Genomic DNA, 21,292 nt, shown 5'->3' with positions numbered 1-21,292 from the left:
GAGTATGTTTTTCGCCCGGTGGCGTGATGCTTACCGGGCTTTTTATTGAGTAAAAATCGTGAATACACTCGAACACACCATCGGCAACACCCCTCTGGTCAAGCTTCAGCGCATGGGATGTGCCAACGGCAGCGAAATCTGGGTCAAACTCGAAGGCAACAACCCGGCAGGGTCGGTGAAAGACCGTGCGGCGCTGTCGATGATTGTCCAGGCCGAGAAACGCGGTGAAATTAAGCCAGGCGATGTGCTGATTGAAGCTACCAGCGGCAACACCGGTATTGCGCTGGCAATGATTGCGGCGCTGAAAGGCTACCGCATGAAGCTGCTGATGCCGGACAACATGAGCCAGGAGCGCCGCGCCGCGATGCGCGCCTACGGGGCCGAGCTGATTCTGGTAACCAAAGAGCAGGGGATGGAAGGGGCGCGAGACTTAGCGTTAGCGATGGCCGAGCGCGGAGAAGGTAAACTGCTCGATCAGTTCAATAACCCGGACAACCCGTACGCGCACTACACCACCACCGGGCCGGAAATCTGGCAGCAAACCGGCGGGCGCATCACCCATTTTGTCTCCAGCATGGGCACCACCGGCACCATTACCGGCGTGTCCCGTTTTTTGCGCGAGCAGGAGAAACCGGTCACCATTGTTGGTCTGCAGCCGGAAGAGGGGAGCAGCATTCCGGGCATTCGCCGCTGGCCTGCGGAGTATATGCCGGGCATTTTTAATGCGCAGCTGGTGGATCGGGTGCTGGATATTCATCAGCGCGAGGCGGAGAATACCATGCGTGAGCTGGCCGTGCGTGAAGGCATCTTCTGCGGGGTCAGCTCGGGGGGCGCGGTAGCGGGGGCGTTGCGCGTGGCGCAGGCAAATCCCGGTGCGGTCGTGGTGGCGATTATCTGCGATCGCGGCGATCGCTATTTGTCTACCGGCGTCTTTGGTGAAGAGAGTTATTCGCAGGGGGCGGGGATTTAAGCGTCATGGAGATGATTCTATTCCGGGATAACACCCGGGCGCAGCAAACCGACATTGTCGCGGTGCAGTCGCAGGTGGTTTACGGCAGCGTGGGGAACAGCATTGCGGTGCCAAATATTCGTACCCACCGGCTGAACGTGACCGCCGTGCCGACGGTGCTATTTAGCAACACGCCGCACTACGATACCTTCTACGGCGGGGTGATCCCCGACGAGTGGTTCAGCGGCTACCTGAAGGCGCTGGAAGAGCGCGAGATCCTGCGCGAGCTTAAAGCGGTCACTACCGGCTATATGGGCAGCGCCAGCCAGATCGCGCTGCTGGCGCAGTGGCTGAAAGCGGTCAAAGCGCAGCATCCTGACCTGCTGGTGCTGGTCGACCCGGTTATCGGCGATATCGACAGCGGAATGTACGTGAAGCCGGATATCCCGGAAGCCTACCGGGAACACCTGCTGCCGCTGGCGCAGGGGATTACGCCAAACGTCTATGAGCTGGAAGTGTTAAGCGGTAAGCCGTGCCGGACGCCGGAAAGCGCTATTGCCGCCGCGCAGGGGTTGCTTTCTGACACTCTGAAATGGGTGGCGATCACCAGCGCGCCGGTGGCCGATGACCCGCAAAACATCCACGTGGTGCTGGTGACGCGTGAGGGTGTGACCGTCAGCGCGCATCCGCGCGTAGAAACCGATCTGAAAGGGACGGGGGATCTGTTCTGTTCAGAGCTGGTGAGCGGAATTGTTGAGGGGAAAACCGTTGCTGATGCCATTCGCATGGCCGGCGATCGGGTGACTGACGTGATGCTTTATACCCAGTCGAAAGGCTACGACGAGCTTATCCTCCCTGCATAAACAAAAATGGCGCCCGAAGGCGCCATTTTTCTGTGCGGCAAGAATTACTTCTTGATGCGGATAACCGGGGTTTCGCCCACGGTGACGCTGCCAGACAGTTTGATCAGTTCTTTGATTTCGTCCATGTTGGAGATAACAACCGGCGTCAGGGTAGACTTGGCTTTTTCTTCCAGCAGTGGCAGATCGAATTCAATCACCGGGTCGCCAACTTTAACACGCTGGCCTTCTTCCGCGATACGCTTGAAGCCTTCGCCTTTCAGTTCAACGGTGTCGATACCGAAGTGAACGAACAGTTCGATACCGCTATCAGATTCGATAGAGAACGCATGGTTGGTTTCAAAAATTTTACCGATGGTGCCGTCAACTGGAGCAACCATTTTGTTGCCAGTTGGTTTGATAGCAATGCCATCACCAACGATTTTCTCAGCAAACACTACATCCGGCACGTCTTCGATGTTGACGATCTCGCCGGAGAGCGGAGCAACAATCTCAATAGTTCCGGAGTCTTTCTTATCATCAGAAACCAGAGATTTCAGTTTATCGAACAAACCCATGATCTTCTCCTAAGCAGTAATTTGGGCCGCATCTCGTGGATTAGCAGATTGTTTTTTCTTCAATGAACTTGTTAACCAGCGTCATTAACTCGTCCGTTGTCGGTTGAGCAAGAGCCTGCTCTGCTAACACCTTCGCATCTTCGAAGTTCGTGTTACGGATAATCTTCTTAATGCGCGGGATGGAAATGGCGCTCATAGAGAATTCGTCCAGACCCATACCCAGCAACAGAAGTGTAGCACGTTCGTCGCCTGCAAGCTCACCACACATGCCAGTCCATTTACCTTCTGCATGAGAAGCATCAATAACTTGCTTGATCAAGTTCAGTACGGACGGTGACATTGGCTGGTAGAGATGTGAAATCATATCATTACCACGGTCAACTGCCAGGGTGTACTGCGTTAAATCATTGGTGCCGATACTAAAGAAATCAACTTCTTTGGCTAAATGACGCGCAATGGTCGCCGCTGCTGGTGTTTCCACCATCACGCCGATCTCAATTGACTCGTCAAATGCTTTACCTTCGTCGCGCAGTTCCTGTTTGTAGATTTCGATCTCTTTCTTCAGTGCACGCACTTCTTCAACAGAGATGATCATCGGGAACATGATGCGCAGCTTACCGAAAGCGGAGGCACGCAGGATAGCGCGAACCTGGTCACGCAGGATCTCCTTACGATCCATCGCGATACGCACGGCACGCCAGCCCAGGAACGGGTTCTCTTCTTTCGGGAAGTTCATGTACGGCAGCTCTTTGTCGCCACCGATGTCCATGGTACGGACGATAACCGCCTGTGAGCCACACGCTTCTGCGACGGCTTTATACGCAGCAAACTGCTCTTCTTCCGTTGGCAGCGCGTCGCGGTCCATGAACAGGAATTCTGTACGATAGAGACCAACACCTTCCGCACCGTTGCGCTCAGCGCCATCAACGTCGCGTACGGTACCGATGTTTGCGCACACTTCTACCTGATGGCCGTCCAGGGTGATGGCTGGCAGGTCTTTCAGCTTAGCGAGTTCCGCTTTTTCAGTCGCAACCTGCTCCTGAACCGCGCGCAGTTTTTCGATCTCTTCGTTAGTTGGGTTGACGTAAACCAGATTGTTTACGGCATCCAGAATCAGATAGTCGCCGTTTTTCACCTGAGAGGTGACGCTACCGGTGCCCACGATGGCAGGCAGTTCCAGAGAACGCGCCATGATTGAGGTGTGGGAGGTACGGCCACCCGCGTCGGTGATGAAACCAAGGACCTTTTTCAGGTTCAGCTGTGCGGTTTCAGACGGGGTGAGGTCAGCGGCAACCAGGATCACTTCATCCTGAATCGCGCTCAGGTCGATAATGGCCAGGCCCAGGATGTTGCGCAGCAGGCGCTTACCGATGTCACGTACGTCAGCCGCACGCTCTTTCAGGTATTCATCATCCAGCTCTTCCAGGGCAGTTGCCTGACCTTCGATAACTTCATGCGCAGCCGCGTCGGCCGTCATGCCTTTATCTTTAATCAGGGCTATGATTTCCTGCTCCAGCTCCTCATCTTCGAGCAGCATGATATGCCCTTCGAAGATGGCTTCTTTTTCTTCACCGAAAGTTTCGCCAGCTTTAGTTTTGATCGCTTCCAGTTGCGCAGATGCCTTGGCACGACCGCTCAGAAAACGTTCAACTTCCTGATCAACCTTGTCGGCAGAAATTTTTTTCCGGTCGATGACGATCTCGTCTTCTTTCAGCAACAGTGCTTTGCCGAAAGCGATACCCGGGGATGCTAAAATGCCTGAAATCATAACCCTACCTTACTTGTGACTGATATTTAAAAGAACCCGGAAACTTACTCGAGCTCAGCCATCAGTTTAACCAGATGCTCAACTGCTTTCTGCTCGTCTTCACCTTCAGCAGAGATGGTAACAACGGTGCCCTGAGTCAGGCCCAGAGTCTGCAGTTTGAACAGGCTTTTTGCGCTAGCGCTTTTGCCGTTGGAAGTTACAGTGATTTCAGAAGTGAAGCCTTTCGCTTCTTTAACAAACTGAGCAGCAGGGCGGGTGTGCAGACCGTTCGGAGCGGTAATGGTAACTTCTTGCTGGAACATTGTATTTCCCCAACTTATAGGTTTAGTGTTGTGGAACTAAAGTCTAGCCTGGCGGCTTAACTTTAGCCTGTATTGTTAGCGCTGACGTTTCAATCGTCATTAAACATTATGCAGCGAAAGGAAGACTTGAACCAAATCATAAAATCGATTCAGCAAGGGTATTTCGTTCACTGATTAATTTCACGCTTCAAAATAATTGCTGGTTTAAATACCAGACACATCGGGGTGAAGCAATGCCAGGAGGGTCAAAAGTTTGAAGCAGGCCACAAAAAAGCACCCGAAAAGGTGCTTTTTTACGCGTTATTAACATACTGGCACTACTGTTGCAGCTCTTTTTCCGTGAACAGATCGGCAAACAGTGCGGTGCTCAGGTAACGCTCACCCGAGGAAGGAAGGATAACCACAATATTCTTATTGGTAAAGGCTTCATCTTCCTGAAGTTTGAGCGCTGCCGCAACGGCCGCACCGGAAGAGATACCCGCCAGAATGCCTTCTTCATCCATAAGACGACGCGCGGTAGAGATGGCTTCTTCGTTCGTGATGGCAACGACTTTATCGATCAGCTTCAGATCCAGGTTACCCGGAATGAAGCCCGCGCCGATGCCCTGAATTTTATGCGGGCCAGGCTTAAGCTCTTCACCCGCCAGCGCCTGAGCGATAACCGGGGAGTCGGTAGGTTCAACGGCAACGGTAATCAGCTCTTTTTTACCTTTTGTGCCTTTAATATAGCGAGACACGCCGGTCAGCGTGCCGCCGGTGCCGACGCCGGAGATAAATACGTCAACCTGGCCGTCAGTATCTTCCCAGATTTCCGGGCCGGTGGTCTTCTCGTGAATTTCAGGGTTAGCCGGGTTGCTGAACTGCTGCAGCAGAAGATATTTCGCCGGATCGCTGGCCACGATCTCTTCCGCTTTCTGAATGGCACCTTTCATGCCCTTCGCGCCTTCGGTCAGGACCAGGTTCGCCCCCAGCGCTTTGAGCAGTTTGCGACGTTCGATGCTCATGGTTTCCGGCATGGTCAGGGTCAGCTTGTAGCCGCGTGCGGCAGCAACATAGGCCAGAGCGATACCGGTGTTACCGCTGGTCGGTTCCACCAGCTCAACGCCTGGCTTCAGCACGCCGCGTTTTTCAGCATCCCAAATCATGTTTGCACCGATGCGGCATTTTACGCTGAAGCTCGGGTTGCGTGATTCGACCTTCGCCAGAATGCGTCCATTACCGATACGGTTCAGTCGAACCAGGGGCGTATGACCGATAGTCAGCGAGTTGTCTTCATAAATCTTACTCATGGCCTGTCCTTAACTGTATGAAATTGGGATACCGACCCAGCATACCTGCTAAGCAGGTAGGGGGAAGTAAGGAATTCGCATATCTATATACTGCAAGGAAATAATGGGGATCAGTATGGAATAAGGGGCGGCATAAGCCACCCCTGCTTTACACATTTTTGCATTATTTCCATAACGCGTGCTTAGCACGATAGCAGTCCACCCACATCGCCGTCGCGCCGCAAACCGCAACCGGCATGATGAACAAGTTAAGGAAGGGAATCATGGTGAACAGGCTGGTCAGCGCGCCGAACTGCATATTAGCGACCTTCCGGGTGCGCAGGGCGGTGCGCATCGCTTTAAACGGCACCTTGTGGTTATCGAACGGATAGTCGCAGTACTGGATGGCCAGCATCCAGGCGCTGAACAGAAACCACAGCACCGGCGCAACCGTCTGGCCAATGCCGGGGACAAAGTAGAGGGCAAGGAGTACAACCGCGCGGGGGAGGTACCAGGCAAACTTCTGCCACTCGCGCTTCATAATGCGCGGGATATCTTTCACGATCCCCAGCACGCCCGTGTCCGGTGGCGTCGCGCCGGTAAGTCGCGCCTCCAGCTGTTCCGCCAGCAGGCCGTTAAACGGCGCGGCTATCCAGTTCGCGATCGTTGAGAATAAATAGCCGAATACCAGCAGCACGGAGATGACCGCCACCGGCCAGAGCAGGTAGTTAAGCCACTGCAGCCAGTCCGGCACGTAGCTCATCAGCGACGGGATCCAGCTTTCGAGCTTTGTGAACAGCCACCAGAACGCGCCGCCCATCAGAATAATGTTGATCAGCAGCGGCAGAATGACGAAGCGACGGATACCTGGCAGTGAGACCAGCTTCCAGCCCTGAGAAAAATACCAGACGCCGCTGCGCGGGGGAGAAGACGATGTTGAAACCATAACCAGGCTGTACTCCTTTTTTCACAACCAGTGGAATTGCCCGCCTATATTATCCACTTGCGGACCAATGACCAGTTCGGAAATGTTCGAAAAACCAGCAAAAAGCACGATTTACTTCATCTTTATGCTGCGAATGCTCTGCACACACTTGCACTTGACGTAAACGGCAAATACTCTTAGTGAGTAAATGTTTGCCGTGGTGGCAAGGTGTTAGAACAACAGAGAATATAATGATGCAGGATTTGCGTCTGATATTAATCATTGTTGGCGCGATCGCCATAATCGCTTTACTGGTACATGGTTTCTGGACCAGCCGTAAAGAGCGTTCCTCGATGTTTCGCGATCGCCCACTGAAGCGCATGAAGTCCAGTCGTGATGATGATGACACTGAAGATGACATCACCGGTAGCGACGACGACGGCGTGGGTGAAGTTCGTGTTCATCGGGTCAATACTGCGCCCGGCGCGGCTCATGGGGAGCATGAAGCCCCCCGCGCTCCGCAGCACCAGTATCAACCGCCGTATGCCTCTGCCCAGCCGCGCCAGCCAGCGCCACAGCCAGTGGAAGAACCTGTACGTCAGCCGCCGCAACCGCCTGTCCAACAGCAGCCCGCTGCGCCACAGCCGGTTCAACAGCAACCTGTGCAGCAGCCCGTGCAACAGCAACCTGTGCACCAGCAGCCACAGCAGCCTGTTCATGTACAGCCTGCGCCGCAGCCCGCTCCGGCTCCGCACGTTGAGCCAGAGCCAGTCGTCGAGCCTGAACCGGTTGTTGAAAAGCCGCAGCGTAAAGAAGCGGTGATCATCATGAACGTGGCCGCGCATCACGGCAGCCATCTCAACGGTGACGTGCTGCTCAACAGTATTCAACAGGCAGGCTTCAAGTTTGGCGATATGAATATTTTCCATCGCCACCTGAGCCCTGACGGTAGTGGTCCGGCGCTGTTTAGCCTGGCCAATATGGTCAACCCAGGCACCTTTGACCCGGAAATGACCGGTGATTTCGTGACGCCGGGTGTCACTATCTTTATGCAGGTGCCGTCCTACGGCGACGAGCTGCAAAACTTCAAGCTGATGCTGCAGTCCGCTCAGCACATCGCTGATGAAGTGGGTGGTGTGGTGCTCGACGATCAGCGTCGAATGATGACCCCGCAGAAGCTGCGCGAGTATCAGGACCGCATCCGCGAAGTAAAGGAAGCTAACGCGTAATTGTCGCGTTTACTTCAACTCCTCCTCAACAACCCCCGCCTGTCGGGGGTTTTTTCTCATTGATGGTGCGATATGGACTCAATCGAACAACAACTCACTGAACTGCGAACCACGCTTCGCCATCATGAATATCTCTATCATGTTATGGACGCACCGGAAGTGCCTGATGCGGAGTATGACCGGCTGATGCGCGAGCTGCGCGAGCTGGAGGCGCAGCACCCGGAACTGATTACGCCAGATTCTCCTACCCAGCGCGTCGGCGCCGAGCCGCTGGGGGCTTTCAGCCAGGTGCGTCACGAAGTGCCGATGCTGTCGCTGGACAACGTCTTTGATGAAGAGAGCTTCCTCGCGTTTAACAAGCGCGTGCAGGACCGTCTGAAAAGCAGCGATTCCCTCACCTGGTGCTGCGAGTTGAAGCTCGACGGCCTGGCGGTCAGCCTTCTCTATGAAAACGGCGTGCTGGTGCGCGCCGCCACGCGTGGCGACGGTACGACGGGTGAAGACATCACCACCAACGTGCGAACCATCCGCGCGATCCCGCTGAAGCTGCAGGGTGACAACATTCCCGCGCGTCTGGAAGTGCGCGGCGAGGTGTTCCTGCCGCAGGCGGGATTCGAGAAAATTAACGAAGAGGCGCGTCGCACCGGCGGGAAAGTGTTTGCTAACCCGCGTAACGCGGCGGCAGGCTCTCTGCGCCAGCTTGACCCGCGCATCACCGCGAAGCGACCGCTTACTTTCTTCTGCTACGGCGTCGGTATTCTGGAAGGTGGTGAGTTACCGGATACGCACCTCGGGCGTCTGCTGCAGTTTAAAGCCTGGGGCCTGCCGGTGAGCAACCGCGTTCAGCTCTGCGACTCGCCGGAAGCGGTGCTGGCGTTCTACCACAAAGTGGAAGAGGACCGTCCGTCGCTCGGCTTTGATATCGATGGCGTTGTCATCAAGGTCAATTCGCTGGCGCTGCAGGAGCAGCTGGGCTTTGTGGCGCGTGCACCGCGCTGGGCGGTGGCGTTTAAATTCCCTGCCCAGGAGCAGATGACCTTCGTTCGCGACGTGGAGTTTCAGGTGGGCCGTACGGGCGCTATTACTCCGGTCGCTCGACTGGAGCCGGTGCAGGTCGCAGGCGTGCTGGTGAGTAACGCTACGCTGCACAACGCCGATGAAATCGAACGCCTCGGCCTGCGCATCGGTGACAAAGTGGTGATTCGCCGCGCGGGCGATGTTATCCCGCAGGTGGTGAACGTTGTTGAGTCAGAGCGTCCTGCTGATACGCGCGAGGTCGTTTTCCCGACCCACTGCCCGGTATGCGGCTCTGACGTAGAGCGTGTGGAAGGCGAAGCGGTGGCCCGCTGTACGGGCGGCCTGATCTGCGGCGCGCAGCGTAAAGAGTCGCTTAAGCACTTTGTTTCCCGTCGCGCAATGGACGTTGACGGCATGGGCGACAAGATTATCGATCAGCTGGTTGAGAAAGAGTATGTCCATACGCCAGCGGATCTGTTCAGGCTCACGGCGGGCAAACTGACCGGTCTGGATCGCATGGGGCCGAAGTCAGCCCAGAACGTGGTTAACGCGCTGGAAGCAGCGAAAGAGACGACCTTCGCCCGCTTCCTGTACGCGCTGGGCATTCGTGAAGTCGGCGAAGCGACGGCGGCAGGTTTAGCCGCATACTTTGGTACGCTGGAGGCGCTGGAAAAGGCAAGCATCGACGAGCTGCAGAAAGTGCCGGACGTCGGCATCGTCGTCGCCACGCACGTCTTTAACTTCTTTGCCGAAGAGAGCAACCGCGAGGTCATCGGCAAGCTGCTGGAAGAGGGCATTAAATGGCCCGCGCCGGTGGTGGTCAACGCCGAAGAAATTGATAGCCCATTTGCCGGTAAAACCGTGGTGCTAACCGGTAGCCTTAGCCAGCTTTCACGCGACGATGCAAAAACGCGTCTGGTGGCGCTGGGGGCCAAAGTGGCGGGCAGCGTGTCGAAGAAAACCGACCTGGTGATTGCCGGCGAAGCTGCGGGTTCGAAGCTGGCGAAAGCCCAGGAGCTCGGCATTGAGGTTATCGACGAAGCGGAAATGATGCGCCTGTTAGGAGAGTAACGTGGAGAAAGAGCAGCTCGTTGAGATCGCCAATACGGAAATGCCTTTCGGTAAATATAAGGGCCGCAGGCTGATCGATTTGCCGGAGGAGTACCTGCTGTGGTTCGCCCGTAAGGACGAATTCCCCGCCGGGCGCCTGGGCGAGCTGATGGCTATCACGTTACTGATCAAAACCGAGGGGCTGACCCAGCTGGTACAGCCCCTGAAGCGTCCTTAAGCCTTCGCGGCGCGGGTCTTTTCCTGCGCCAGCTTTTCCGTCTGGCGCTTGTAGCGACGTGCCAGCACCGCGCAGACCATCAGCTGGATCTGATGGAAAATCATCAGCGGCAGCACCATCATCCCGATCACCGAGGTGGGGAACAGAATGTTCGCCATCGGGATACCGTTCGCCAGGCTCTTTTTGGAGCCGCAGAAGACGATGGTGATCTCATCGGCTTTGCTGAACCCGCACTTGCGCGCCACAAAAACGTTCACCGCAATGACAATTGCCAGCAGAACGAGGCTGACCACCACGATAAACAGCAGCGAGCCTGCGCCCACCTTATGCCAGATCCCGTTCACGACCGCTTCGCTGAAGGCGGAATAGACCACCAGCAGAATCGACGACTGGTCGGTTTTGGAGATCCATTTCTTATGCTTCGCCACGAACGCCCCGGTCCACGGACGCGAGAGATGGCCCAGGACAAACGGCAGCAGCAGCTGCAGGCAGATTTTGCCGACCTGTTCAAGGTTACCTTCCGCGCCGTGCATGTTCATCAGCAGGCCCACCAGCAGCGGGGAGACGAAAATCCCCAACAGGCTGGATGCCGATGCGGAGCAGACCGCGGCTGCAACGTTCCCTCCGGCAAGAGAGGTAAAGGCAATGGCAGACTGCACGGTGGCAGGGAGAATACAGAGATACAGGAAACCGGTGTAGAGCGCCGGATCGACGTTAACCGGTGCCCACCAGGCAAACAGCACCCCGAGGATCGGGAACAGAATAAACGTGCTGCACATCACCCAGAGGTGCAGTCGCCAGTGGCTACCGCCAGCGATAATCGCTTCGCGGGAGAGCTTTGCGCCGTGCATAAAGAACAGCAGTGCGATGGCGGCTGTCGTCAGTCCCTCAAAAAAAGGGACGAAACCGCCGCGAGCAGGGAAGAACGAGGCCAGTAAAACGGTGGCCACCAGGGTAAGTGTAAACGGATCAAGAATACGAAATAGTTTCATAATGACTCCTGAAAACAGATGTCGCTATTGTGCTTTTTTCCATTTGAGAAATAAAATTGATTTATTGCATCCATTCATGAATTAAACAGATGAATTATTCCCTACGCCAGCTTCGCATTTTCGTCACCGTCGCCCATGCCCGCAGCTTTAGCCGGGCAGGGGAGATGATTGGCCTGAGCCAGTCGGCGGTCAGCCACAGCGTGAAGGAGCTGGAAAACCAGACCGGCGTTAGGTTGCTTGATCGCACCACGCGCGAAGTGGTCCTGACCGAAGCCGGGCAGCAGCTGGCCCTGCGTCTTGAACGGCTGCTTGATGAGCTGAACAGCACGCTCAGAGACGTGGGGAGGCTGGGGCAGCAGCTGTCGGGCACCGTGCGGGTTGCGGCCAGCCAGACGATATCCGCGCACCTTATCCCGCAATGTATTGCCGAGGGAAACCATCGCTATCCTGATATTGATTTTGTCCTGCATGACAGACCGCAGCAGTGGGTGCTGGAGAGCATCCGCCAGGGGGATGTGGATTTTGGTATTGTGATCGATCCTGGCCAGGTGAGCGATCTGGAATGCGAAAGCGTTCTTTCTGAGCCTTTTTTGCTGCTCTGCCGTGACGACGACCCGCTGGCAGCGTTGCTCGAGGTCAGCTGGCAGTCCCTGCAGGGGGCGAACCTGGTTTTACAGGATTATGCCTCAGGCAGCCGTCCGCTGATTGATTCCGCGCTGGTGAATCAGGGCGTTAAGGCAACGATCGTGCAGGAGATTGGTCATCCGGCCACGCTGTTTCCGATGGTGGAAGCCGGAATTGGCATCAGCGTGTTGCCCGCTCTGGCGCTTCCCCTGCCGCAGGGAAGCCAGCTGGCGGTGAAGCGGCTGACGCCCGTTGTCGAACGAAAGCTTATGCTGGTGCGGCGAAAAAATCGTTCGCTCTCGGGTGCGGCGCAGGCCATCTGGGAAGTGGTGCGTATCCAGGCACAACGATTAACCGAGGCCCGCATACGCGATCCACTGTTTAACGCATCAGACGATTAGATGAAGATATCAATCTGATTAGTGTCTGACGGGCTATTCACGCCTTCTACTTTGCCCAGTTTTTGATCCTGCTTCTTCTGAGCTTCTTCGGCCTGCTGGCGCTGCAGTGCGGCGAGCTGTGCCTGCAGCACTTTGATCTGGGTCTGAATCAGTTCCTGCTGCTTCTTCTTCTCATCTGCACTGCCGGGGCTGTTTGCCAGCTCTTTTAACTGCTGGGTCAGCTTTTTGATCTTGTCGAGAATGCGGGTGATTTGCGCAGAGATATCGTTACTGCTCGAAGAGCCACTCGCGCCGCTGGTTTGAATCTGTTGGGTTGAAGCCTGAATGGTCGTCATACTTTTTCCTCGCGTTTTAAAACAGAGGTATCGGCACCGACGGGATTAGCTTGAGGAAAATGCGGCAGGTTCACATTTTTATATCGCAGATAGCAAAAAAGCGCCTTTAGGGCGCTTTTTTATATTGGTGGGTCGTGCAGGATGACTCGCTTCGCTCGCCCTTCGGGCCGTCGCCGTAAACGGCTCCGGTGCCTCACTGCGTTCGGCTCGAACCTGCTGCAGGTTCGAATCATCCAGATCGCAGATAGCAAAAAAGCGCCTTTAGGGCGCTTTTTTACATTGGTGGGTCGTGCAGGATTCGAACCTGCGACCAATTGATTAAAAGTCAACTGCTCTACCAACTGAGCTAACGACCCGAAATGGTGGGCGATGACGGGCTCGAACCGCCGACCCCCTCCGTGTAAAGGAGATGCTCTACCAACTGAGCTAATCGCCCATTTCGGTACTGCTTTGATAAGGTGAGAATGGTGGGCGATGACGGGCTCGAACCGCCGACCCCCTCCGTGTAAAGGAGATGCTCTACCAACTGAGCTAATCGCCCAATCTCAATTCTTATCTACACTGCGAGTCTACCGAAGTAGATGGTGGGTGATGACGGGCTCGAACCGCCGACCCCCTCCGTGTAAAGGAGATGCTCTACCAACTGAGCTAATCACCCCCGCTGTGTGGAGTCGCATTATAGGGAGAGTTGAAAATGAGTCAACGCATTTTCTAAAGTTTTTATTCGTTCGTCGTAAAATTAAACAAAACGATCGCAAAACGGGCGGTGGCGCATGATTTCTAAACAAAAACAGCAAACTCCGCCACGATAAAGGGATCGACATTGAGGAATCCCCCCACAGTGATAGAATATTGCCCATCGTTTTTTCCCCGGGATTTGCCGATTGCCGGCATCTTTATAACGTAAGGCCATTTCATGAAAATCAAAACTCGCTTCGCGCCGAGCCCGACAGGCTATCTGCACGTCGGTGGTGCTCGTACTGCTCTCTATTCCTGGCTTTTTGCACGCCACAACCAAGGTGAGTTCGTGCTGCGTATAGAAGATACCGATCTTGAGCGCTCCACGCCGGAAGCAATTGAAGCCATTATGGATGGTATGAACTGGCTGAACCTGCAGTGGGATGAAGGCCCGTATTTCCAGACCAAACGTTTTGACCGCTATAACGCTGTTATTGATGAGATGCTGGTCGCGGGCACGGCGTATAAGTGCTACTGCTCCAAAGAGCGTCTGGATGCGCTGCGTGAAGAGCAGATGGCGAACGGTGAAAAACCGCGTTATGACGGCCGCTGCCGCCACGACCACAGCGAGCATGCCGCTGATGAGCCATGCGTGGTGCGTTTTGCTAACCCGCAGGATGGCTCGGTGATTTTCGACGACCAGATCCGTGGCCCGATCGAATTCAGCAACCAGGAGCTGGACGATCTGATCATACGCCGTACCGACGGTTCCCCAACCTATAACTTCTGCGTCGTGGTTGATGACTGGGATATGGAAATTACCCACGTTATCCGTGGTGAAGACCATATCAACAATACCCCACGCCAGATCAACATCCTGAAAGCGCTGAATGCACCTGTTCCGGTCTATGCGCACGTCTCCATGATCAACGGCGACGACGGTAAAAAGCTGTCTAAACGTCACGGTGCGGTCAGCGTCATGCAGTATCGCGACGACGGCTATCTGCCGGAAGCGCTGCTGAACTATCTGGTGCGTCTGGGCTGGGCTCATGGCGACCAGGAGATCTTCAGCCGCGAAGAGATGATCGAACTGTTCTCTCTGAGCTCTGTGAGCAAATCTGCCAGCGCATTTAACACCGACAAGCTGCTGTGGCTCAACCATCACTACATCAATACCATGCCGCCGGAATATGTGGCGACTTACCTGCAGTGGCACATTGAGCAGGCAAACATTGATACCCGCACTGGCCCTGAGCTGGCGGACCTGGTAAAACTGCTCGGCGAGCGCTGCAAAACGCTGAAAGAAATTGCCGAAAGCTGCCGCTACTTCTATGAAGAGTTTGATGAGTTCGACGCCGACGCCGCGAAGAAGCACCTCCGCCCGGTTGCGCGTCAGCCGCTGGAAGTGGTGCGCGACAAGCTGGCTGCGCTCACCGAGTGGACCGCTGAGAATGTGCATCACGCCATTCAGGCGACCGCAGACGAACTGGAAGTGGGCATGGGCAAAGTCGGTATGCCACTGCGCGTTGCGGTGACCGGCGCGGGTCAGTCTCCGGCGCTGGATGTGACTGTTCATGCCATCGGCAAGTCACGCAGCGTGGCGCGCATCAACAAGGCGCTGGATTTTATTGCAGAACGTGAAAATCAGCAGTAATTAAGCCATCTATAAGAAAAACGGCAGGGTATCCTGCCGTTTTTTTTGCCTTTTATTCGGCAATACCCAGACGAGCAAGAAAACCGCGTATGCCTTCGCGCTTCAGTAAGGTATCCAGACGCTGCTGTTCAAGCTCAGTCATACTCTCCAGCGTTTCGATAATGCCCGGACGCAGACGTGAAGGCTGTTCATTGTAGGATGAGGCCACCTCAGCCAGATGATAAACCGCCTGGCGGTTACGGATAGCCGGGAGGCTCATAATATGCTCCTTCACGCGTGCATCAACGTGAATGAGCCGCGCCCGACCGCCTTTTACGCCATTGAGTCCTTCGGTTTTCCACCCCTGCTGCCGTATCCAGCGATTTACCGTTTGTCTGGCAACACCCAAATTCTCCGCCAGCTCTTCCGTGGTCATTTTGCTACGCAGTCTTTTCATATTAATTCTGGTCGCGAATCCCTAAACGTTGCAACAAACCGGTAATCCCTTCCCGCAATAGCAGCGATGTCATCTGCTTCTGCTCTTCCGGCGTCATTTCATTGGCCAGCGTCAGGAGTAGGGTATGAAGCGAACCGTCAGTGCTGATGCCGTCAGGCATAGCGGATGTTTCCGTTGCCCGGCGTGCGCTGCGGATAAAGTCACGCACCTTTTCGTTCACATGCACCAGGCGCGCTTTACCCCCCTGGACACCGGGCTTGGGCGACGTTATCCAACCCTCTTTGCGTACCCATTTATTGATGGTCTGTCGGCTATAGCCAGTGAGCAGGGCTAACTCTTCCGGCGTCATTCGTTCCTTGATCATGCAATTTCCTGAATATTCGTGGGGTTAATTAACGGCTCATTTTATAGCACCGTTTTACGTGAAAACGTGACAGGCTTAACTCATGACTGCGAGCAGGCTCGCAAAGTGATTCATTTGCATGATTTTTCGGCGATTGAACCGCGGCTATTGATTTTGCCGTTGACACTCCGCGGCGGAATTCATATTATGCCGCCCGTCAACATGACAGCTTTACGATGGGGCTATAGCTCAGCTGGGAGAGCGCCTGCATGGCATGCAGGAGGTCAGCGGTTCGATCCCGCTTAGCTCCACCAAACTCTGAACCCAACAGAGTGTGGTTAGTAAAGTCACATGTGGGGCTATAGCTCAGCTGGGAGAGCGCTTGCATGGCATGCAAGAGGTCAGCGGTTCGATCCCGCTTAGCTCCACCAAAATTTTAAACCCTCGTCAAAGGACGAGGGTTTTTTTTATGTTTTTGTAACACCCCTAAACGTATTTTGTTGCCAAAATGGTTTTTTTCCATATCTCACCTCAACCGAAATCAATAAATCAGTCTATAAATAGACTTCAACTTGATTCGCGTAATTAATAAACCTATTATCCATGCGGTCAATGATATGAACGGATAATAATCTCCCCAGCTTAATGAATAGAAAATCGTATAATAATGTAAAGATATTTATAATTGCTCTGGCGATCTGTCTGATTGCGGTTCCCGTTTCCCGTTATCTCTCCCCGCGTGCAATTGTTAATGAACACGACGTTTATTTAGCGTGGCTCCCGTTAAGCGTTATGCTGGCGATTATGCTGTTATTGGGGCGCCGCGGTATTCTGCCTATTCTGATAAGTTTTATGGTTGCTAATATATTTAACGTTAATTTAGCACCGCTACAATATTCAGTATTACTGTTCTGTCAGACTTTCTCCGTATTCGCTGCCTGCGGTGTTCTGCGCCTTCTGCTGGGCCGGCGCTGGCGCTACTGTATGCCCAACAGGCACATTGGGTTACGCATATTTTGGCTCGGCTTTATGGTGCCGCTAGGCATTAAAATGTCGATGTATCTCGCTGGCTATTTCTTTGATTTTCCGGTCACAATCTCAACTTTCTTCGGCGAAGGAACGGTAATTTATAACGTTGTTGATATTCAAAGCCTGATATGCGCGGCGATGATTTTTACCATGATGTTCTATTATCCGTTAAGAATGATTATTAATCCTCGTTATGCCATCAAGTTCTGGCGGCGAAGTGTGAAGCCCGTGTTTTTACACAAGAAATCATTATATATATTCGTCTGGCTGATGCTGTTAATAGCCATCATCGCAATTTTATGTGCGCCTTTTGAGTCGCCTGTTATTGCGGGCTATTTGATGCCGATTATTTTCATTCTCTTTACGTTAGCGATTAGCCGTCTGAGCTACGCGCTTATCTCTCTGCTGTGGGCCACCTCTGCGCTTCTGCTGTTGACCTACAATTACAACTTTCTTAACGGAGTGGAGTCGGGCCATTCGCTCTCCTTTATCCTGTCGGTACTGATCTCTTTTGCTATCTGCCTGCTTTATATGTCGCGTATCTATCAGCGAAGCGAATGGTTGAAGCAGGGCTGGCAGGACAGAGCGCTCACCGATCCGCTGACCGGATTACCCAACATTCGTGCGCTGGAAGATTTTCTCCTCGACCACCCGGATGCCAAAGTGTGTTGCCTGAGAATGGATAATCTGGAGTTTTTGAGCCGCCATTACGGCATTCTCATGCGGGTGCACTGCAAACGAATGATCACGTCCTCTCTCCAGCCGCTGTTGCAAAAAGATGAGACGCTTTTCCAGCTGCCGGGAAGCGAGCTGGTGCTGGTATTGCTTGGGCAGGAAACGGCCGAGCGCCTCCAGCATATGGTTGATCGGCTGAACAGCCGTAAGATTTTCTGGAACAATACCGGGCTGGATATCGAATTTGGCGCGTCCTGGGGAATGGTCGAAAACGGTGAGAAACTGCACCACACGCTGGGGCAACTGAGCTGGCTGGCCGAGCAATCCTGCGGAGCGCACAACGTTCTTGCGCTGACGAATAGCCTGGAAGCTGCATCAGGACAAACAACGGAGCGTGTCCTGATGCTGGCGCGGATTAAGCACGCCCTGGAGGCGGGGCAGTTCCATTTGTATGCGCAGCCGATCCAGAAGGCGGACGGTAGCGGGTACTACGAAATTCTGGCGCGTATGGAGAGCGAGGGCGAGATCATCACCCCTGACCGCTTTATTCCCCTGATTGCCCAGTTCAACCTCAGCCACCGGTTTGATATGTGCGTCATGGAAAAATTACTGCTGTGGCTGCGCGATCACCCAGCGACGCAGGCTGGCACCCGTTTCTCTGTCAATCTGATGCCGCTTACGCTGATGCAAAATGAGGTGGCGACTGAGATTTGTGCGCTCTTTGAACGGTACGGCGTTGCGCCTCAGGCTGTCGTGATTGAGATCACCGAAGAGCAGGCCTTCTCCAATTCCGGCTGCAGCATCCACAACATTCAGCAGCTGCGGGATTACGGTTTCAGGATTGCCATCGATGATTTTGGTACCGGCTACGCCAACTACGAGCGTCTGAGACGCCTGCAGGCAGACATCATTAAAATTGACGGCTGTTTCGTGAAAGATATTTGTACTGATGATATGGACGCAATGATCGTCCAGTCGATATGTAATCTGGCGAAGACGAAATCACTGTGCGTGGTGGCCGAATATGTTGAGACGCCAGCGCAGCGGGAGATGCTGCTACGCTTCGGCGTGGACTATCTCCAGGGCTACCTGATAGGCAAACCCAAACCGCTGGAAGAATTGCGGGCATAAAAAAACCGGGAGCAAGTCTCCCGGTTTTTTTTTACGCTAAACGTTACAGAACCAGCGCAGCGATAGAAGCAGACAGGACGCTCACCAGGGTGGAGCCGTAAACCAGTTTCAGGCCAAAGCGAGAAACCACGTTACCCTGTTCTTCGTTCAGGCCTTTAATCGCACCGGCGATAATACCGATGGACGAGAAGTTCGCGAAGGAGACCAGGAATACGGACAGAATGCCTTCCGCACGTGGAGAGAGCGTGCTGGCGATTTTCTGCAGATCCATCATCGCAACGAATTCGTTAGAAACCAGCTTGGTCGCCATGATACTGCCCACCTGCAGCGCTTCGTGAGCTGGAACACCCATCACCCATGCGACAGGGTAGAAGATGTAGCCCAGGATGCCCTGGAAGGAGATGCCCAGCACTGCGGCGAACAGGGCGTTCAGTGCGGAGATCAGGGCGATAAAGCCGATCAGCATCGCGGCAACGATAATCGCCACTTTGAAACCTGCCAGGATGTACTCACCCAGCATTTCGAAGAAGCTCTGACCTTCGTGCAGGTTAGACATCTGGATGTTCTCTTCGCTGGCGTCAACACGATACGGGTTGATCAGCGACAGAACGATAAAGGTGCTGAACATATTCAGAACCAGCGCTGCAACCACATATTTTGGCTCCAGCATGGTCATATATGCGCCCACGATAGACATGGAAACGGTAGACATCGCGGTTGCCGCCATGGTGTACATGCGGTTACGGGACATTTTGCCGAGGATATCTTTATACGCGATGAAGTTCTCAGACTGACCGAGGATCAGGGAACTTACGGCGTTGAAAGATTCCAGCTTGCCCATGCCGTTTACTTTGGATAACAGGAAACCAATGCCACGAATAACGAACGGCAGAACGCGGATGTGCTGCAGAATACCGATCAGCGCGGAGATGAAGACGATTGGGCACAGTACCTTCAGGAAGAAGAATGCCAGACCTTCGTCGTTCATTTTACCGAAGACAAAGTTTGTCCCTTCGTTGGCGAATCCGAGCAGTTTTTCGAACATTTCGGAGAAGCCTTTCACGAAGCCGAGGCCTACGTTGGAGTTCAGGAAGAACCACGCAAGTAAAACTTCAATGACCAGCAGCTGGACAACATAACGAATACGAATTTTTTTGCGGTCTGTGCTGACCAGCAATGCGAGTGCAGTAACGACAACAAGTGCCAGGACAAAATGAAGGACGCGGTCCATATTTGCTCCAAATATGAGGCAGGTTTAATTTTCGTGCACATTCTATGTAACAAGCGAAAAGAAAACGAGATCAGGGACACACTATAGTTACATCCTGTGACGAGTCTCAAAATTAGTGATCCACAATACATTTTTGTTATGTTAGGTAAATGAGTGAAAAGTTAAGTTTGTGTGCTACGCTTCACAAATGACCGCGCATTTTCACATTCTGTGATGTCGCACCACCTGCCCATCTATTGTTCTTAGCTATCAGAGAAATCATTTGAAACTCCCTAAATGATCTTGATAATCATTCTCATTTTGATAGCATTAAACATAGCAAAGGCTATATTTCCAGAGGCAGATAATGACAAACAGTCGCGTAGAGGGTAGCAGTGGTAGAGCCGCGCGCAAGTTGCGGTTCGCATTAATGGGACCTGCTTTTATTGCTGCCATCGGCTATATCGATCCGGGAAATTTTGCGACCAATATTCAGGCCGGGGCCAGTTTCGGCTATAAGCTGCTGTGGGTGGTCGTCTGGGCAAACCTGATGGCGATGCTGATTCAGATGCTCTCTGCAAAACTGGGGATTGCCACGGGTAAAAACCTGGCGGAGCAAATTCGCGACCATTATCCCCGTCCGGCGGTGTGGCTCTACTGGGTTCAGGCGGAAATTATCGCCATGGCAACCGATCTGGCTGAATTTATCGGGGCTGCGATTGGCTTTAAGCTGATTCTGGGCGTGTCGCTGTTACAGGGAGCGGTGCTGACCGGGATTGCCACATTCCTGATCCTGATGCTGCAACGTCGCGGTCAAAAACCGCTGGAGAAGGTCATTGGTGGCCTGCTGCTGTTTGTTGCTGCGGCGTACATCGTCGAGCTGATTTTCTCACAGCCGAATCTGGCGCAGCTCGCAAAAGGCATGGTGATCCCAAGCCTGCCAACCTCGGAAGCGGTTTTCCTGGCCGCCGGGGTCCTTGGGGCGACCATTATGCCGCATGTCATTTATTTGCACTCCTCGTTAACCCAGCATCTGCACGGCGGGACGCGTAAAGAACGCTACTCGGCAACCAAATGGGATGTGGCAATCGCCATGACCATCGCGGGTTTTGTGAATCTGGCGATGATGGCCACCGCAGCCGCCGCTTTCCACTTTAACGGTCATACTGGCGTCGCCGATCTCGACCAGGCTTACCTCACGCTCGAGCCGTTACTGAGCCATGCTGCTGCCACGATATTTGGTCTGAGCCTGGTTGCCGCCGGTCTCTCCTCCACGGTGGTGGGGACGCTGGCAGGGCAGGTGGTGATGCAGGGATTTGTTCGCTTCCATATTCCATTGTGGGTGCGTCGTTTTATCACCATGCTTCCGTCGTTTATCGTGATTATGATGGGGCTCGATCCAACGCGAATTCTGGTGATGAGCCAGGTGCTGCTGAGCTTTGGTATCGCCCTGGCGCTGGTGCCGCTGCTGATCTTTACCAGCGACAAAACCCTGATGGGGGAACTGGTCAACTCGACGCTGGTGAAACGGACCGGATGGGCCATCGTGGTGGTCGTCGTAGCGCTAAATCTGTGGCTGTTGATTGGCACCGCGCTGGGGCTATAAAAGAAAAAGGAGCCG

General features: G+C 54.0%; 19 protein-coding genes, 6 tRNA genes and 1 other RNA gene. 11 read left to right on the top strand and 15 right to left on the bottom strand.

What is annotated here, in order from left to right; all coding sequences use genetic code 11:
- Window positions 1–58 precede the first annotated feature (58 nt).
- Both cysM and pdxK read left to right on the top strand, forming a co-directional pair.
- Window positions 59–970, top strand: a complete 912-nt coding sequence (gene cysM / locus ACMGGH_RS22045; protein WP_028013998.1) for a cysteine synthase CysM — start codon at window positions 59–61, stop codon at window positions 968–970.
- A gap of 5 nt (window positions 971–975) precedes the next feature.
- Window positions 976–1,812 carry a pyridoxine/pyridoxal/pyridoxamine kinase gene (pdxK, locus tag ACMGGH_RS22040; protein ID WP_025758776.1) on the top strand — a complete coding sequence of 279 codons (837 nt, stop codon included), beginning with the start codon at window positions 976–978 and terminating at the stop codon, window positions 1,810–1,812.
- Window positions 1,813–1,856: 44 nt separating this feature from the next.
- Here the strand turns inward: pdxK and crr are convergent, their stop codons facing one another.
- From crr to cysZ, 5 genes are all read right to left on the bottom strand, one after another.
- The gene (crr, locus tag ACMGGH_RS22035) at window positions 1,857–2,366 is read right to left on the bottom strand and encodes a PTS glucose transporter subunit IIA (RefSeq protein ID WP_003861316.1); all 510 of its coding nucleotides are present in this window, start codon (window positions 2,364–2,366) and stop codon (window positions 1,857–1,859) included.
- A gap of 40 nt (window positions 2,367–2,406) precedes the next feature.
- A complete protein-coding gene (gene ptsI / locus ACMGGH_RS22030) occupies window positions 2,407–4,134 on the bottom strand; it encodes a phosphoenolpyruvate-protein phosphotransferase PtsI (protein ID WP_008501604.1) in 1,728 nt (575 codons plus the stop codon).
- Window positions 4,135–4,178: 44 nt separating this feature from the next.
- Window positions 4,179–4,436 (bottom strand): phosphocarrier protein Hpr, encoded by a 258-nt coding sequence (ptsH, locus tag ACMGGH_RS22025; RefSeq protein WP_000487600.1) that lies wholly within the window; start codon window positions 4,434–4,436, stop codon window positions 4,179–4,181.
- Window positions 4,437–4,753: 317 nt separating this feature from the next.
- Entirely contained in the window at window positions 4,754–5,725 is a 972-nt protein-coding gene (cysK, locus tag ACMGGH_RS22020) for a cysteine synthase A (RefSeq protein WP_028013996.1), read from the bottom strand.
- A gap of 163 nt (window positions 5,726–5,888) precedes the next feature.
- Window positions 5,889–6,650, bottom strand: a complete 762-nt coding sequence (cysZ, locus tag ACMGGH_RS22015; RefSeq protein ID WP_028013995.1) for a sulfate transporter CysZ — start codon at window positions 6,648–6,650, stop codon at window positions 5,889–5,891.
- Between the two features lie 230 nt (window positions 6,651–6,880).
- On the opposite strand from cysZ, the gene zipA reads away from it, so the two are divergent.
- The 3 genes from zipA to ACMGGH_RS22000 all read left to right on the top strand — a co-directional run bounded on the left by zipA (window position 6,881) and on the right by ACMGGH_RS22000 (window position 10,163).
- Window positions 6,881–7,858 carry a cell division protein ZipA gene (gene zipA, locus ACMGGH_RS22010; RefSeq protein WP_232948907.1) on the top strand — a complete coding sequence of 326 codons (978 nt, stop codon included), beginning with the start codon at window positions 6,881–6,883 and terminating at the stop codon, window positions 7,856–7,858.
- A gap of 72 nt (window positions 7,859–7,930) precedes the next feature.
- Window positions 7,931–9,946 (top strand): NAD-dependent DNA ligase LigA, encoded by a 2,016-nt coding sequence (gene ligA / locus ACMGGH_RS22005; protein ID WP_232948906.1) that lies wholly within the window; start codon window positions 7,931–7,933, stop codon window positions 9,944–9,946.
- A gap of 1 nt (window position 9,947) precedes the next feature.
- A complete protein-coding gene (locus ACMGGH_RS22000; protein WP_003861328.1) occupies window positions 9,948–10,163 on the top strand; it encodes a DUF3820 family protein in 216 nt (71 codons plus the stop codon).
- On the opposite strand, the gene ACMGGH_RS21995 is transcribed toward ACMGGH_RS22000, so the two are convergent.
- Entirely contained in the window at window positions 10,160–11,155 is a 996-nt protein-coding gene (locus ACMGGH_RS21995; RefSeq protein ID WP_232948905.1) for a bile acid:sodium symporter family protein, read from the bottom strand. The two genes, ACMGGH_RS22000 and ACMGGH_RS21995, sit on opposite strands and share 4 nt — an antisense overlap.
- A gap of 89 nt (window positions 11,156–11,244) precedes the next feature.
- Between ACMGGH_RS21995 and ACMGGH_RS21990 the strand changes: the two genes are divergently transcribed.
- Window positions 11,245–12,180 carry a LysR family transcriptional regulator gene (locus ACMGGH_RS21990; RefSeq protein WP_041908810.1) on the top strand — a complete coding sequence of 312 codons (936 nt, stop codon included), beginning with the start codon at window positions 11,245–11,247 and terminating at the stop codon, window positions 12,178–12,180.
- On the opposite strand, the gene ACMGGH_RS21985 is transcribed toward ACMGGH_RS21990, so the two are convergent.
- The 6 genes from ACMGGH_RS21985 to ACMGGH_RS21960 all read right to left on the bottom strand — a co-directional run bounded on the left by ACMGGH_RS21985 (window position 12,177) and on the right by ACMGGH_RS21960 (window position 13,173).
- Window positions 12,177–12,515 (bottom strand): FlxA-like family protein, encoded by a 339-nt coding sequence (locus ACMGGH_RS21985; protein ID WP_232948904.1) that lies wholly within the window; start codon window positions 12,513–12,515, stop codon window positions 12,177–12,179. The two genes, ACMGGH_RS21990 and ACMGGH_RS21985, sit on opposite strands and share 4 nt — an antisense overlap.
- A gap of 125 nt (window positions 12,516–12,640) precedes the next feature.
- Window positions 12,641–12,769, bottom strand: a non-coding RNA gene (locus tag ACMGGH_RS21980) — RtT sRNA.
- A gap of 26 nt (window positions 12,770–12,795) precedes the next feature.
- Window positions 12,796–12,871: transfer RNA gene (locus tag ACMGGH_RS21975), tRNA-Lys, on the bottom strand.
- 4 nt (window positions 12,872–12,875) lie between these two features.
- Window positions 12,876–12,951, bottom strand: a tRNA-Val gene (locus tag ACMGGH_RS21970).
- A 29-nt stretch (window positions 12,952–12,980) separates the two neighbouring features.
- Window positions 12,981–13,056 (bottom strand) — tRNA-Val (locus ACMGGH_RS21965).
- A 41-nt stretch (window positions 13,057–13,097) separates the two neighbouring features.
- Window positions 13,098–13,173 (bottom strand) — tRNA-Val (locus tag ACMGGH_RS21960).
- Window positions 13,174–13,431: 258 nt separating this feature from the next.
- Between ACMGGH_RS21960 and gltX the strand changes: the two genes are divergently transcribed.
- Window positions 13,432–14,847, top strand: coding sequence for a glutamate--tRNA ligase (gene gltX, locus ACMGGH_RS21955; protein WP_045631029.1), 1,416 nt, complete (start codon window positions 13,432–13,434; stop codon window positions 14,845–14,847).
- Window positions 14,848–14,899: 52 nt separating this feature from the next.
- Here the strand turns inward: gltX and ACMGGH_RS21950 are convergent, their stop codons facing one another.
- Together ACMGGH_RS21950 and ACMGGH_RS21945 are read right to left on the bottom strand one after the other, a co-directional pair.
- Window positions 14,900–15,283: a YfeC-like transcriptional regulator gene (locus ACMGGH_RS21950; protein WP_032644902.1), complete on the bottom strand. Its 384-nt coding sequence runs from the start codon at window positions 15,281–15,283 to the stop codon at window positions 14,900–14,902.
- 1 nt (window position 15,284) lies between these two features.
- Window positions 15,285–15,647, bottom strand: coding sequence for a YfeC-like transcriptional regulator (locus ACMGGH_RS21945; protein ID WP_028013988.1), 363 nt, complete (start codon window positions 15,645–15,647; stop codon window positions 15,285–15,287).
- A gap of 217 nt (window positions 15,648–15,864) precedes the next feature.
- On the opposite strand from ACMGGH_RS21945, the gene ACMGGH_RS21940 reads away from it, so the two are divergent.
- The 3 genes from ACMGGH_RS21940 (at window position 15,865) to ACMGGH_RS21930 (ending at window position 18,461) form a co-directional block, all read left to right on the top strand.
- A tRNA-Ala gene (locus ACMGGH_RS21940) sits at window positions 15,865–15,940 on the top strand.
- 41 nt (window positions 15,941–15,981) lie between these two features.
- Window positions 15,982–16,057: transfer RNA gene (locus tag ACMGGH_RS21935), tRNA-Ala, on the top strand.
- Between the two features lie 214 nt (window positions 16,058–16,271).
- Entirely contained in the window at window positions 16,272–18,461 is a 2,190-nt protein-coding gene (locus ACMGGH_RS21930; protein WP_232948903.1) for an EAL domain-containing protein, read from the top strand.
- Between the two features lie 43 nt (window positions 18,462–18,504).
- Here the strand turns inward: ACMGGH_RS21930 and ACMGGH_RS21925 are convergent, their stop codons facing one another.
- Complete coding sequence (locus tag ACMGGH_RS21925; protein ID WP_008501591.1) at window positions 18,505–19,692, bottom strand: NupC/NupG family nucleoside CNT transporter; 1,188 nt, start codon at window positions 19,690–19,692, stop codon at window positions 18,505–18,507.
- 346 nt (window positions 19,693–20,038) lie between these two features.
- Here ACMGGH_RS21925 and ACMGGH_RS21920 point away from each other — a divergent pair, with 346 nt between their 5' ends.
- Window positions 20,039–21,277: an Nramp family divalent metal transporter gene (locus ACMGGH_RS21920; RefSeq protein ID WP_232948902.1), complete on the top strand. Its 1,239-nt coding sequence runs from the start codon at window positions 20,039–20,041 to the stop codon at window positions 21,275–21,277.
- The last annotated feature ends 15 nt before the right edge of the window (window positions 21,278–21,292 follow it).

The organism is Enterobacter sp. BNK-16 (assembly GCF_048684955.1).
In the GTDB taxonomy this organism is placed as follows: Bacteria; Pseudomonadota; Gammaproteobacteria; order Enterobacterales; family Enterobacteriaceae; genus Enterobacter; species Enterobacter bugandensis.
The sequence above is the reverse complement of the archived record's forward strand: the minus strand, read 5'-3'. Positions and strand labels throughout refer to the sequence as shown.